This window comes from Arthrobacter sp. Soil761, assembly GCF_001428325.1.
Lineage (GTDB): Bacteria > Actinomycetota > Actinomycetes > Actinomycetales > Micrococcaceae > Arthrobacter.
The window spans coordinates 1-12,693 of the sequence record NZ_LMSF01000001.1; the positions used below are offsets into that span (position 1 = coordinate 1).

Annotated in this window: 12 protein-coding genes and 1 pseudogene; 6 read left to right on the forward strand and 7 right to left on the reverse strand. The window is 66.6% G+C overall.

Features of this window, described 5'->3' with window-relative positions; translation table 11 throughout:
* From ASG79_RS00005 to ASG79_RS00030, 6 genes are all read left to right on the forward strand, one after another.
* On the forward strand, window positions 1–1,354 hold a 1,354-nt coding region (locus ASG79_RS00005; RefSeq protein ID WP_414730901.1), incomplete at its 5' end, for a transketolase-like TK C-terminal-containing protein.
* A 103-nt stretch (window positions 1,355–1,457) separates the two neighbouring features.
* Window positions 1,458–2,702, forward strand: coding sequence for a PucR family transcriptional regulator (locus ASG79_RS00010; RefSeq protein ID WP_018768270.1), 1,245 nt, complete (start codon window positions 1,458–1,460; stop codon window positions 2,700–2,702).
* 88 nt (window positions 2,703–2,790) lie between these two features.
* The gene (locus ASG79_RS00015) at window positions 2,791–3,720 is read left to right on the forward strand and encodes an ACP S-malonyltransferase (RefSeq protein ID WP_186447725.1); all 930 of its coding nucleotides are present in this window, start codon (window positions 2,791–2,793) and stop codon (window positions 3,718–3,720) included.
* Window positions 3,717–4,778: a beta-ketoacyl-ACP synthase III gene (locus ASG79_RS00020; protein WP_056387340.1), complete on the forward strand. Its 1,062-nt coding sequence runs from the start codon at window positions 3,717–3,719 to the stop codon at window positions 4,776–4,778. Before ASG79_RS00015 ends, ASG79_RS00020 begins: the two co-directional genes overlap by 4 nt.
* 77 nt (window positions 4,779–4,855) lie before the next feature.
* A complete protein-coding gene (locus ASG79_RS00025; protein WP_009359314.1) occupies window positions 4,856–5,101 on the forward strand; it encodes an acyl carrier protein in 246 nt (81 codons plus the stop codon).
* A 148-nt stretch (window positions 5,102–5,249) separates the two neighbouring features.
* Window positions 5,250–6,485, forward strand: coding sequence for a beta-ketoacyl-[acyl-carrier-protein] synthase family protein (locus ASG79_RS00030; RefSeq protein WP_018768273.1), 1,236 nt, complete (start codon window positions 5,250–5,252; stop codon window positions 6,483–6,485).
* 111 nt (window positions 6,486–6,596) lie between these two features.
* On the opposite strand, the gene ASG79_RS00035 is transcribed toward ASG79_RS00030, so the two are convergent.
* From ASG79_RS00035 to ASG79_RS00060, 7 genes and pseudogenes are all read right to left on the reverse strand, one after another.
* On the reverse strand, window positions 6,597–7,100 hold the full coding sequence (locus tag ASG79_RS00035; RefSeq protein WP_026265612.1) for a DUF3145 domain-containing protein: 504 nt from the start codon (window positions 7,098–7,100) through the stop codon (window positions 6,597–6,599).
* A 239-nt stretch (window positions 7,101–7,339) separates the two neighbouring features.
* Window positions 7,340–8,266, reverse strand: coding sequence for a tyrosine recombinase XerC (locus ASG79_RS00040; protein ID WP_056387343.1), 927 nt, complete (start codon window positions 8,264–8,266; stop codon window positions 7,340–7,342).
* Between the two features lie 46 nt (window positions 8,267–8,312).
* Window positions 8,313–9,500, reverse strand: coding sequence for a DNA-processing protein DprA (gene dprA / locus ASG79_RS00045; protein WP_056387345.1), 1,188 nt, complete (start codon window positions 9,498–9,500; stop codon window positions 8,313–8,315).
* A pseudogene (locus ASG79_RS00050) lies at window positions 9,497–10,366 on the reverse strand (YifB family Mg chelatase-like AAA ATPase); the annotation flags it as partial. The gene dprA and the pseudogene ASG79_RS00050, both read right to left, overlap by 4 nt.
* An 81-nt stretch (window positions 10,367–10,447) precedes the next feature.
* Window positions 10,448–10,618, reverse strand: coding sequence for a hypothetical protein (locus ASG79_RS23345; protein ID WP_156400141.1), 171 nt, complete (start codon window positions 10,616–10,618; stop codon window positions 10,448–10,450).
* Window positions 10,619–10,628: 10 nt separating this feature from the next.
* The gene (locus tag ASG79_RS00055; protein ID WP_056387349.1) at window positions 10,629–11,480 is read right to left on the reverse strand and encodes a hypothetical protein; all 852 of its coding nucleotides are present in this window, start codon (window positions 11,478–11,480) and stop codon (window positions 10,629–10,631) included.
* A gap of 118 nt (window positions 11,481–11,598) precedes the next feature.
* The gene (locus ASG79_RS00060) at window positions 11,599–12,690 is read right to left on the reverse strand and encodes a hypothetical protein (protein ID WP_056387352.1); all 1,092 of its coding nucleotides are present in this window, start codon (window positions 12,688–12,690) and stop codon (window positions 11,599–11,601) included.
* Window positions 12,691–12,693 lie beyond the last annotated feature (3 nt).

The window sequence follows — 12,693 nt, forward strand, 5'->3', positions numbered from 1 at the left end:
GCACGCACGTTCGGCATGGATGCGTTCTTCCCCAGCACGCACGTTCGGCATGGATGCGTTCTTCCCCACCGCGAAGATCTACAACCCCAAGGGCCAGAACTACCTCTCCGTGGACCGCGACCTGGTCCTGGCCTACAAGGAATCCCCCGCCGGGCAACTGATCCACCCCGGCATCAACGAAGCCGGCGCCGTGGCAGCCTTCACCGCCGCCGGGACCTCCTACGCCACCCACGGCGTGCCCCTGGTCCCGGTCTACGTGTTCTACTCCATGTTCGGCTTCCAGCGCACCGGCGACGCCTTCTGGGCCGCAGCAGACCAAATGACCCGCGGCTTCATCATCGGCGCCACCGCAGGCCGGACCACCCTCACCGGCGAAGGCCTCCAGCACGCCGACGGCCACTCCCCCCTGCTSGCCTCCACCAACCCCGCCGTGCTCACCTACGACCCCGCCTACGGCTACGAAATCGGCCACATCATCCGCTCCGGCCTCGAACGCATGTACGGGCCGGACTCAACGGACAAGAACGTCATGTACTACCTCACCGTGTACAACGAACCCATCGTCCAGCCCGCCGAACCCGAAAACCTCGACATCGAAGGCGTCATCAAGGGCATCTACCTGCTCGCCCCGGCAAAGATCGACGGCCCCCGCACCCAGATCCTCGCCTCCGGCGTCTCCGTGCCCTGGGCCATCGAAGCCCAGCGCGTCCTGGCCGACGACTGGAACGTCTCCGCCGACGTCTGGTCCGTCACCTCCTGGAACGAACTGCGCCGCGACGGCCTCGCCGCCGAAGAAGAAGCCTTCCTCAACCCCGGCCAACCCGCCCGCACCCCGTTCGTCACCCAGCAACTCGAAGGCGCCACCGGCCCCATCGTCGCCGTCTCCGACTACATGAAAGCCGTCCCCGACCAGATCCGGCAGTTCGTCCCCAACGAATTCGCCACCCTCGGCGCCGACGGCTTCGGCTTCTCCGACACCCGCGCAGCAGCCCGCCGCTACTTCAAGAACGACACCCACTCCATCGTGGTGCGTTCGTCCCCAACGAATTCGCCACCCTCGGCGCCGACGGCTTCGGCTTCTCCGACACCCGCGCAGCAGCCCGCCGCTACTTCAAGAACGACACCCACTCCATCGTGGTGCGTGCCCTTGAAATGCTGGCGCGCCGTGGCGAGGTGGATGTTGACGCCCCGATCAAGGCCATCGAGAAGTACAAGCTGCTCAACGTCAATGCCGGCACCACCGGCAATGCCGGGGGCGAAGCCTAGCCTTCCGGCTGGACAGCGTATCAAGCAGCATCACGACGACGGCGGCCCCCACCTACCAAGGTGGGGGCCGCCGTCGTCGTGTCTGTAGTGTGCGGCACCGGACGGGGCCGGACGTCTTGTGATCCGTGACAAGGCGGATTGTAGCCTTCGCACAAATGGAGCTTGCGCGACGGTGGCCGTATGCTCAAAGAATGCCAGCACCAGCCAGCCCGTCCTCCAAGCGGAAACCGACCCCGCCGAAGGTCACGCCGGAGAAGTCCGAAACCCTCAAGCAGCTCCGCGCCAACGTCGGCCAGCTCTCCACCAGCACCATGCGCAAGCTGGAGCAGTCGCTCCCCTGGTACAGCCGGCTCAGTGCGGATGAGCGGTCGGCACTGGGAATGGTGGCACAGAACGGCATCGCCGCTTTCGTGACCTGGTACGAGCGGCCGAGCTCGCCGTCGTGGATCCTCACGGATGTCTTTGGGACAGCCCCCACGGAACTCACGCGGTCGATCAGCCTGCAGAAGGCGTTGCAGCTGATCAGGATCGTGGTGGAGGTGGTGGAGGACCAGGTTCCGGTCATCGCGCCGGAAGCCGACCAGCCGTCCCTGCGCGAAGCAGTCCTGCGCTATTCGCGGGAGGTGGCCTTCGCCGCCGCCGACGTGTACGCCCGCGCTGCCGAATCCCGCGGCTCCTGGGATACCCGGTTGGAAGCCCTGATCGTGGATGCGATCCTGCGCGGCGAAAACACGGACGCCCTGCGCTCACGCATCGCAGCGCTTGGCTGGAAGGCGCAGGAGAGGTTCACCGTGATGGTGGGCAATTCGCCCTCCGAACCCAGCGCCAGCTACGTCAGCGAGTTGCGGCGGATGGCCGGGCGCTATGCCGAGGACGCGCTGGTAGGCATCCAGGGCGACCGGCTGATCCTCATCCTTGGCGGCGTGCAGGACCGCGAAACAGCCTATGTGAAGCTCAGCGACATGTTCGCCCCCGGACCCGTGGTTTACGGGCCCGAGGCCAGCTCGCTGCTGGAAGCCAGCGGTTCCGCGCAGTCGGCCTTTGCGGGGCTGACCGCCGCGCGCGCCTGGCCCTCCGCTCCGCGGCCGGTAGCCGCGGACGACCTTCTGCCCGAACGCGTTATTTCCGGCGATGATGCGGCGCGCCGCTCGCTGGTGAAGAACATTTACCGGCCCCTCCTGGCGGCGTCCAACGGCCTGGTGGAAACGCTGGGAACGTACCTGGAACTGGGCCACTCGCTGGAGGCGACAGCCCGGGAACTCTTCGTCCACGCCAATACTGTTCGGTACCGGCTGAAGCGCGTCTGCGACGTCACAGGCTGGGATCCGTTGCTGCCGCGGGAGGCGTTCGTCCTGCAGGCCGCGCTGGTGGTGGGCCGGCTGTCGGCCCCGCCCAAGGCCGCCACGGAGCGGCAACCGTCCCGTAACCAGTCGTGAGGCATTGTAGACTTCCTACAACCTGACCCCGTGAGCTTGGTGCGGTGAAACACCGCTGGATCACACAGTAATTTGGAAAGCTGGTTACGTGCTTGCAATAGTCTGCCCTGGACAGGGCTCACAGACCCCGGGTTTTCTGGCCCCCTGGCTGGAACTTCCCTCGGTGGCAGGCCAGCTGGCCTCCCTGAGTGACATCGCAGGCATTGACCTGATAGCCCACGGGACCACCTCCGACGAGGAAACCATCAAGGACACTGCGGTTGCGCAGCCCCTGATCGTTGCCGCGGGGCTGGTCACCGCCGCCTCCCTCTTCGATGTCGAACTCAACTCCCTTCCGGTGATCCTCGCGGGCCACTCCGTGGGTGAAATCACCGCCTCCGCCCTGGCTGGAGTGCTGACGGAGCAGGAAGCCATGACCTTCGTCCGCGAACGCGCCAACAGCATGGCCGCCGCGGCAGCCGTCACCCCCACAGGCATGAGCGCCGTCGTAGGCGGTGACCCGGCCGAGGTGCTGGCAGCCATCGAGGCGGCCGGCGCCGCCCCCGCCAACGTCAACGGGGCAGGCCAGACAGTGGCGGCCGGAACCTTTGAACAGCTGAAGGCCCTGGCCGAGAACCCGCCCGCCAAGGCCCGCGTCATCCCGCTCAAGGTGGCCGGCGCCTTCCACACCAGCCATATGTCGCCCGCTGTCAGCGCGCTTGAGAAACTGAAGCCGCAGCTGAACCCGGTGGCGCCCAAGGTGCCGCTGCTGTCGAATTTCGACGGCGGTGAAGTCACGGACGGTGATGCCGCCGTCGAAAGCCTGATTGCCCAGGTGTCCCGCCCGGTCCGGTGGGACCTCTGCATGGAGAGCATGGTCAAGCGCGGTGTGACCGGCGTGATCGAACTCGCCCCTGCCGGCACGCTGGCCGGACTGGCCAAGCGCGGCATGCCCGGCGTCAAGACCGTTGCGGTGAAGACTCCTGATGACCTCTCCGCGGCCCTGGCGCTCTTTGCAGAACTGGAGGGCAACGCATGAGCGTTCCCACACTGAAACAGGTTCCCATCCACGAGCACAGCCGCATCCTTGGCCTGGGGGCCTACCGGCCGGACGTCATCGTCACCAACGAGGACGTGTGCCAGTGGATTGATTCCTCGGACGAGTGGATCCGCCAGCGCACCGGCATCGTCACCCGCCACCGCGCGGCTGCCGACGTCAGCGTGATCGACATGGCAGAGGGCGCTGCCCGCGAAGCCATGGAGAAGGCCGGTATTGACGCCTCGGAGCTCGGGGCCGTCATTGTTTCCACCGTGACACACCCCTACGCGACGCCTTCCGCCGCAGCCAGCCTGGCCGACAGGATCGGCGCCACGCCCGCACCTGCCTTTGATATTTCCGCCGCTTGCGCCGGCTACTGCTACGGGATTGCCCAGGCCGACGCCCTGGTCCGCTCCGGTACCGCAAAGTATGTCCTGGTGGTGGGGGCCGAAAAGCTTTCCGACGTCATCGACAACCGGGAACGCACCATCTCCTTCCTGCTCGGTGATGGTGCCGGCGCCGTCGTGATCGGCCCCTCCGACACCCCGGGCATCGCCCCCTCGGTATGGGGCTCAGACGGCAGCAAGTGGGACGCCATTGGCATGACCCGCTCCCTGCTTGACGTCCGCGACCTCGGCCTCGCCGCCCGGCAGTCCGACTCCACGGGCGACCTCGCGCTCCTGGAGGAAGCCCAGGAGCTCTATCCCACCCTCCGCCAGGACGGCCAGACGGTGTTCCGCTGGGCAGTGTGGGAAATGGCCAAGGTGGCCCAGCAGGCACTCGATGCTGCCGGCATCCAGGCTGAAGACCTGGTTGCCTTCATCCCCCACCAGGCCAACATGCGCATCATCGACGAGATGGTGAAGAAGCTGAAGCTGCCCGAGACGGTTACAGTGGCACGGGACATTGCCGAGGCCGGCAACACGTCCGCTGCCTCGATCCCGCTGGCAACGCACCGGCTCCTGCAGGAGAACCCCGGACTGAGCGGCGGGCTGGCCCTGCAGATCGGTTTCGGTGCCGGGCTGGTCTTCGGCGCACAGGTAGTTGTCCTTCCCTAGATACGCCCAAGGGTCGCAACCGCGGCCCGGACCGTTTCCGGCAGTCCCTGCCGGCAATACAAGAAAAGGAGCCACCAATGGCTAGCAACGAAGAGATCCTGGCCGGCTTGGCTGAAATCGTCAACGAGGAAACCGGCCTGGCCCCGGAGGCCGTCGAGCTGGACAAGTCCTTCACCGAGGACCTGGACATCGACTCCATCTCCATGATGACCATCGTGGTCAACGCCGAGGAAAAGTTCGGCGTCCGCATCCCGGACGAAGAGGTCAAGAACCTCAAGACTGTTGGCGACGCCGTCAGCTTCATCGCCGGAGCACAGGCCTAGCCAAGGGCTTTCGCCGTCCTACGGCTTGGCGGGGCTGCCGGTCCGGACTGACCGGACCGGCAGCCGACCGGGACTGGCCGATCATCAAACTGTGCGGGACCCTGCGGCAGCCGCAGGCGGATACCCCCACCGACGAAAGAGTGATCCCATGACACGCAAAGTAGTCATTACCGGTCTGGGCGCCACTACGCCCATCGGCGGCGATGTGCCCACAATGTGGAGCAACGCCCTCAAGGGGGTCTCCGGTGCCCGCACCCTGGAGGACGACTGGGTAGCCAAGTACGAACTCCCTGTCCACTTCGCCGCACGGTGCAGCACGCCGGCCCTTGATGTCCTCAGCCGCGTCGAGGCCAAGCGGATGGACCCGTCCACCCAGTTCGGCGTCATCGCTGCACGGGAAGCCTGGGCCGATTCGGGCATCACGGAATTCGACCAGGACCGGCTGGCTGTTGCCTTTGCCACCGGCATCGGTGGCGTCTGGACGCTGCTGGACGCCTGGGACACCCTGAAGGAAAAGGGCCCGCGCCGCGTCCTGCCCATGACGGTGCCCATGCTCATGCCCAATGGTGTTGCCGCGGCCGTGAGCCTGGACCTCGGTGCCCGCGCCGGCGCCCACACCCCCGTCTCCGCCTGCGCCTCCGGCACGGAGGCCATGCACCTTGGCCTGGAGCTCATCCGCTCGGGCAAGGCCGACGTCGTCATGTGCGGCGGCGCCGAGGCAGCCATCCACCCCATGCCGCTGGCAGCATTTGCCTCGATGCAGGCGCTGTCCCGCCGGAACGATGATCCCCAGGGCGCCTCACGCCCGTACGACACCGGCCGTGACGGCTTCGTCATGGGCGAAGGTGCCGGCGCCCTGGTCCTCGAGGCCGAGGAACACGCCCTGGCCCGCGGAGCCCGCATCTATGCCGAGCTCGCCGGTACGTCCGTCACCGCTGACGCCTACCACATCACTGCCCCGGATCCCCAGGGGCTTGGTGCCACCCGCGCTCTGAAGGCGGCCATGTTCGACGGCCGGATCCAGGCTGAGGACGTGGTTCACGTCAACGCCCACGCCACTTCCACCCCTGTCGGCGACAAGCCCGAGTACACGGCCCTGCGTGCTGCCCTGGGCAGCCACGTGGACGACGTGGCGGTCTCTGCCACCAAGTCGCAGATGGGCCACCTCCTGGGCGCTTCGGGGGCGGTTGAGGCTGTCCTCACCGTACTGGCCGTCCATGACCGCAAGGCGCCGGTGACCATCAACCTGGAAAACCAGGATCCGGAGATCCCGCTCGACGTGGTCACCTCCGCCCGCGACCTCCCTGCAGGGAACATCGTGGCACTGAGCAACTCCTTTGGCTTCGGCGGCCACAACGCCGTCGTGGCTATCCGCAGCATCTAGGCGCTGCCCGGGGAAGCCACCCCGGACGGCAAAGGAGGCCCCGCCGCTTGGCGGGGCCTCCTTTGCGCTATGGAGGTGTTGTGGTGTCGTCGCGGTAAAAGTGGACGGCGGTCAGCCCACCTGGTGCAGCCAGCGAACGGGAGCGCCTTCGGCAGCGTGGCGGAACGGTTCAAGTTCTTCGTCCCACGCCTCGCCGAGGGCGAGGGACAGCTCGTGGTAGACGGCGGCGGGGTCGCCGGCTCCGGACTCGTAGGCGTACCGGATGCGGTCCTCGGACACCATGATGTTGCCGTGGACGTCTGTGACGGCATGGAAGATCCCCAGTTCGGGGGTGTGCGACCACCGGCCACCATCCACGCCCTGGCTGGGCTCCTCCGTCACCTCATAGCGGAGATGCGCCCAACCGCGCAGGCAGGACGCCAGTTTCGATCCCGTTCCGGGGGTTCCGGTCCAGGACAGTTCGGCCCGGAACATTCCGGGCGCAGCAGGCTGCGGGGTCCACTCAAGGTCCGTCCGCTTGTCCACCACGGCGCCGACTGCCCACTCAACGTGGGGGCACAGCGCCGTAGGGGCCGAGTGAACGAACAGCACACCGCGGGTCATTGCAACAGACATTCCATCCTCCATAGCTCTAGGTACGTCTTCCCCAACGACCTCGGCCTGGATGGAACTGCTGCGCCCTGCACTGCGGCGACGGTTCCCTGCCTGTATTCAGATGTATCAGATCAAGCTGTGTCCGGGCTTGCCGCGCGGTCCGAAGCCGTGAGAGCTTCAAGCCGCACTTGAAAGTTGCCGGACGTGACTCTTATTGTGCCGTACGCCATGGAATTACGCCAGTGCGATTACCTCGGCGATCAGGCCCTGGGATGCGCCTGCTGGTAACTCTTCCGGAGCCGGTCAACCGAAACGTGTGTGTAGATCTGGGTGGTGGCCAGGCTGCTGTGGCCAAGAATCTCCTGCACTGCCCGGAGGTCCGCGCCGCCGTCGAGCAGATGAGTGGCCGCCGAGTGGCGCAGGGCGTGGGGCCCGGACGCGGAGGTATCACCGAGCGCCTCAAACAGGGCGTTGACCAGGGCGCGCACCTGCCGCTGGTCGACCCGTCCACCGCGGGCACCGAGGAAGAGGGCGGGCCCGCTGGTGTCCTTCACCAGTCCCGGGCGCCCGCGCCGGAGCCAGTCGTCCACGGCCACCGCGGCCGGGACTCCAAACGGAACCGTGCGTTCCTTGTTGCCCTTGCCGATGACCCGCAGCGTCCGGCGGTCCGGGTCAAGGTCGTCGACGTCCAGTCCGGCGAGTTCGCCTACCCGGATACCTGTGGCGTAAAGGAGTTCTACGATGGCGCGGTTGCGTACAGCCAGCGGTTCGCCCGCCGCGGCCGCCCTTTCCAGGCCTTCCAGTATGCGCGCGAGCTGGGAGGCCTGCAGGACCCCCGGCAGGGACCCTTCCCGCTTGGGTGCCTTCAGCCGCAGGGCCGGGTCTGCGGTGATGAGTTCTTCCCGTACGGCCCAGGCGGTGAAGGCCCGTGCCGTGGCAGACCGGCGTGCCAGCGTCGCCCGCGAGGCGCCCGCGGAACTTTGGCTGCCAAGCCAGCGGCGGAACGTCCCCAGTTCAAGCTCCTTCAGCCCTGCCACGCCTTCCGATGCAGCATGGGCCAGGAGGCTGCGCAGGTCGCCCAGGTACGCACGCATGGTATGGGCGGACATCCCGCGCTCCCCTGACAGGTACCCGGCGAACGCGTCCAGTGCCTTGGCCAGTTCCCCGGGCAGTTCTTCATTGTCCACTCCTCTACTTTCCCAGTTGCCCGGCCGGTACCGCCGGTGGACACGGTCATGCCTTGCCGCGTTTCCAGCCGCCCCGCTCCGATACGGCGAGTCCCAGCAGCCCCAGCCTCCCAAGTCCTGCCCTGACGGAGTCCTGGCCAAGCCCGGCCACGGCTGAGAGCTTTTCCACGGACGCAGTGGAGCGAAGCGGAAGCGCGTCCAGCAGGATCAGGTCCTCCAGTGTCAGCCCGTCCTGCACTGCAGCGTCTGCGGTGGGCTGATCGGGAAGGGCAGATCCACTCGGCGAGGCGAGTTCGGCCACTTCAGCCGCGTCGGTGACGCAGACGGCTCCCCCGTCCCGGAGGAGTCGGTGGCAACCGGCGGAGTTGGCACTGTGGACGGATCCGGGTACGGCCCCGACGGCTCGGCCCAGGGTCTCTGCGTGATGGGCGGTATTAAGCGCCCCAGACCGCCAGCGCGCCTCCACCACCACTGTCACCGCGGAGAGGGCAGCAATGAGGCGGTTCCTCTGGAGGAAGCGGTAGCGGGTAGGGGCCGACCCCGGTGGTACCTCGGCCAGCACCGCACCCTGGTTTGCCACGGCCCGCAGCAGGTCGTCATTACCGGATGGATAGAAGCGGTCCACTCCCCCGGCCATGACGGCGATGGTGGGGACGGCGGAGGAACTGCCGGCGAGGGCGGCTCTGTGGGCATGAGCGTCGATTCCGTAAGCTCCGCCGGAGACCACCGTGAAACCCCGCTGCGCCAGCGAGTAAGCGATGTCCCCTGTCACGGACGCACCATAACTGGTGCTGTCCCGCGATCCCACGAGCGCGATGGATTTGTCCGCACCCGGCAGCGGTTGTTCCTGCCCGCGCCACCAAAGGCAGATGGGCTCCTGGATTCCCAAGTCGGCAAGTCGGGCCGGCCACAGCTCATCACCGGGAATGATGAGGCGTCCGCCGAGCCGGGCCATGGTGGCCAGGTCGCGTTCGGGCGCAAGGTCGGGCAGCCGTGGCCGCCAACGCTTCAACGCGGCTGCCAGTCCGGCCCAACTGCCGGCAGCCCCGCTGTCAGCCAGCAGCGATGTCATCCCGCGCTCCAGGTCGGGCCCGGGTGCCACCTCACCGGCAGCGATGCGCAGCGCGTCCGTTGCCCCTGCCATCTGGACAAGGGCCAGGCCCGCGGTGTCCTGGGGCTCCATGAGCCGTGACAGGGCGGCCCGGGCCAGCCGTTCGGCATCCCTGGGTGTCATGCCGCGGCCGCCGAAGCCTGCCGCAGGCCCAGGGCCTGTCCGATGTCGTTCGGGTCCGGCGTATCGCGGTGCCCCAGGTCCGCCAGCGTCCACGCGAGCCGAAGGACACGGTCATACCCGCGGGCGGTAAGTACCCCCCGCTCCAGGGACTGGTCAAGGATCCGGGTCGCGGCCGCGGGGAGACGCAGTTCACCGCGGAGGATGCGCCCCGGCACCTGGGAATTGGTCTCCAGGCCGAAGCACCGTAACCGTTCCGCCTGCCGGGCACGCGCGTCCAGGACCCGGCCTGCCACTGATGCAGTGCCCTCTTCCGCGCCCGCCTGGCCAAACTCGGCCAGGGATACGCGCTCCACCTGCAGTTGGATGTCCACCCGGTCCAGCAGGGGCCCGGACATCCTGGCCAGATAGCGGCGGCGCATCACGGGTGTGCAGGTGCAGTCCAGCCCCTTGCCCGATGCCTTGCCGCAGGGGCAGGGGTTGGCGGCGAGCACCAGCTGGAAACGGGCCGGATAGGCGGCTGTTCCGGCTGATCGGTGGATAACCAGCTCCCCGCTCTCCAGCGGCTGCCGCAGCGCGTCCAGGACACGCCGCTCGTACTCCGGTGCCTCATCCAGGAAAAGCACGCCCCGGTGGGCACGTGATGCTGCCCCCGGCCGGGGCAGGCCGGTCCCGCCGCCGATGATGGCGGCAGCGGTGGCTGAGTGGTGCGGGTTCTCGAACGGCGGCCGGCGCAGGAGCTGTACCGAGGATGCGGGCAGGCCGCACAGCGAGTGGATGGCCGTGACTTCCATGGACTCGTGGTCGCCAAGGTCCGGCAGGAGGCCCGGCAGCCGCTCCGCCAGCATGGTCTTGCCGGCTCCTGGGGGACTGCACACTTAAGTATGCATGCGCGCTGACCTGCGGTTATGTCCGAAAACGGACATCGCAGCGTGGGAGTTTTTGGAGGCTCAGCTCTCGTCGAACGGCAGGCCGACGACCTCATCGCCCGGGTCTTCCGGACCTGCTGGCGGAGCCGCGCTCGGGTGGTCCTGGTACAGCGCGTCGGAGGCGCTCTGGTCGTAGGCGTCGGAGAGGTCTGCACCCTTGGTCCCGAGGACCTGCTCCCAGTTGAATCCCATACACACGACTTTATCGGCCGGTATCGAACTCGCGAAGGATCGCCTCGACGCGCGCGGTGAGTTCGTCGGCGCGTTTGAGGATCTGCTCTTCCTCCTCATGTGACATCTGCCGCCGGGGGCTGGCCGGCATCGCAGCTGCAGCAGGCACCGGCGCAGGTGCGGGCTCCGGACCGTCGAGCAGCAGGGCCGCGGCACTGATGACCGCCGACAGCGAGGATGGGTGCATGGAGCGGTAGGCATCGATCCATCCCCAGCGGTCCATGGCTGGCAGCAAGCCGATGGAGAGGTGCCAATCCGGATTGGGATCCGGCCGCAGGTGCCGGTGCGCGGAGCCTACTTCGTCGCGGCGGTGTCCCAGGACCCGGACGGAACTGTGCGACCACCCGCTGTTGGTGCCGATCACATCAAGCCACGACCAGGTGGCGCACGCCGGGCAGGCGCTCGGGTCCTCGGCGATGCCAATCCACTGGCGCAGCTCGCGCATGCTGTCCGACCGCAGTCCCAGCGCACCTGACCTGTCCAGTCCGAGGCCTCCGTGGGAGCGCGGTGCGAGTAGCACCGCAGCGAACAGAATCCTACGCAGCCGCAGCCGGAAGACCCAGTGCGTGCCGGGGTGCTGGATGATCGCCGTCCCACGCCGGATCAGCCGCTGCAGTGAGCCGGCGTCCTCCCTGTGCCCGCGCGGCCACGCCGGGGCTGGTGGATCTTTGGGAGCCAGCCGCCGGCGCAGTGTCATGAGGACAGCCCGGGACGGCTGTACTTGCTGCACAAAGCGAGAGACTGTGGCCTCGTCGATTCTTCCGGCAGGCACGCCCGTGACCGAGCACCAGTCGGTCCAGAGGTCGGGAAGCGCCGTCGTCATCCTAACGATTCTCCTACCGCGGCTTGGTTCGACACGAGCGTCGCCTCAGGCGAGGGTCAGGCCTGCTATTCGCGACCGCTATTGTCCGCATAACTCTCGATGGGCCATCCGCCGATGCTCAGCTATCAAGCCCGAAAGCAGCGGTGACGTGCTCGATCGTGAACTGGTTTCGCAGCCTTGTAGCCGTGTTCTGGTTGGCGAAAAGACCCGTTTTCCGCACGGCCTCCGCTTGCGGAACGGCCCGTATCCATTCGACCGGAACAACCCATTCAGCATTGTCGTCGTTCTCATCACCCTCGTGGCGATAATTCCCGGAGAGGTCGAGTTCACGCAGCTGTCGCTCGGCCCCGTTCACGAGAAGCGTGCTTTGGTCGTATCGCTGGGCTTCGCCGGCGACGGTACCAACTCCTACATACCCAATCTTGGGAATGTAGGCGAAGACTCTGGCACCAATCGGCAGATTCTTGAGCGTCTGAGAGTACCTCTTGCCGCCACCGCCCGAGACGAAACCGTACTTCATGCCGTCGACCCATTGCCGGCCTGTTGGCTCTTCACCAAATGAGACGTACCAGTCAGACCCGTTCCAAGGCTCACGTGTCTTATTCTTCCGCGAGATCGCGGAAATGGACGACTTGGCTTGTTCGCTCTGATCGACCAGCCAGCTGCGGGCAAGGTACGAAGATCCGTTGTCCTGAAAATGTCTGAAGAAGACGACGTTGATGGGAACATCGAAGTCTTCATTGAGGAACCGCACGATGCGCTCGGTAGCGTTGTCAACGCTGGCGGCAACGATTGTAAATTCTTGTGCAGTGTTGACCTCTTCAGGAAGAGTGTCGCCGAAGCGATCGGCAAACGCTTCTTCAAGAGCAAGGCCTGGACGGTAGGTGGCGAAGATATTGTCGATATCGCTTCGGCCAAGGGTTGCTGCCCAGGAGCCGTAATCGAGGGTTTGAGCGGCAACATCGCGTGGAGTTTTGTCGCGTTTGAGTTCGATTACGTGCAGCGACGCCGTTTCGTCCAGGGCGAGCAGATCTACGAATCCCCCGTGCGCGGTCGGAACCTGCCGGCCAATGACGAGAAGCGGCTCGCCAAGCACTGACGGGTCAGACTCGATGTAGCCCTCCAACTGGGATTCCAAGCCGATTGATGTCGGCACTATCCGGCTGAGTTGGCCGCCCTCTGCCCGCCACAAGCCCATCTCAACAGCCATTCG

What these genes read in the sequence shown, in the direction of transcription:
- ASG79_RS00010 (WP_018768270.1), top strand. Translation starts at nt 1,458, where the DNA reads ATGCCAGCACCAGCCAGCCCGTCCTCCAAGCGGAAACCGACCCCGCCG.
- ASG79_RS00020 (WP_056387340.1), top strand. Translation starts at nt 3,717, where the DNA reads ATGAGCGTTCCCACACTGAAACAGGTTCCCATCCACGAGCACAGCCGC.
- ASG79_RS00025 (WP_009359314.1), top strand. Translation starts at nt 4,856, where the DNA reads ATGGCTAGCAACGAAGAGATCCTGGCCGGCTTGGCTGAAATCGTCAAC.
- ASG79_RS00030 (WP_018768273.1), top strand. Translation starts at nt 5,250, where the DNA reads ATGACACGCAAAGTAGTCATTACCGGTCTGGGCGCCACTACGCCCATC.
- ASG79_RS00035 (WP_026265612.1), bottom strand. Translation starts at nt 7,100, where the DNA reads ATGTCTGTTGCAATGACCCGCGGTGTGCTGTTCGTTCACTCGGCCCCT.
- dprA (WP_056387345.1), bottom strand. Translation starts at nt 9,500, where the DNA reads ATGACACCCAGGGATGCCGAACGGCTGGCCCGGGCCGCCCTGTCACGG.
- ASG79_RS23345 (WP_156400141.1), bottom strand. Translation starts at nt 10,618, where the DNA reads ATGGGATTCAACTGGGAGCAGGTCCTCGGGACCAAGGGTGCAGACCTC.
- ASG79_RS00055 (WP_056387349.1), bottom strand. Translation starts at nt 11,480, where the DNA reads ATGACGACGGCGCTTCCCGACCTCTGGACCGACTGGTGCTCGGTCACG.
- ASG79_RS00060 (WP_056387352.1), bottom strand. Translation starts at nt 12,690, where the DNA reads ATGGCTGTTGAGATGGGCTTGTGGCGGGCAGAGGGCGGCCAACTCAGC.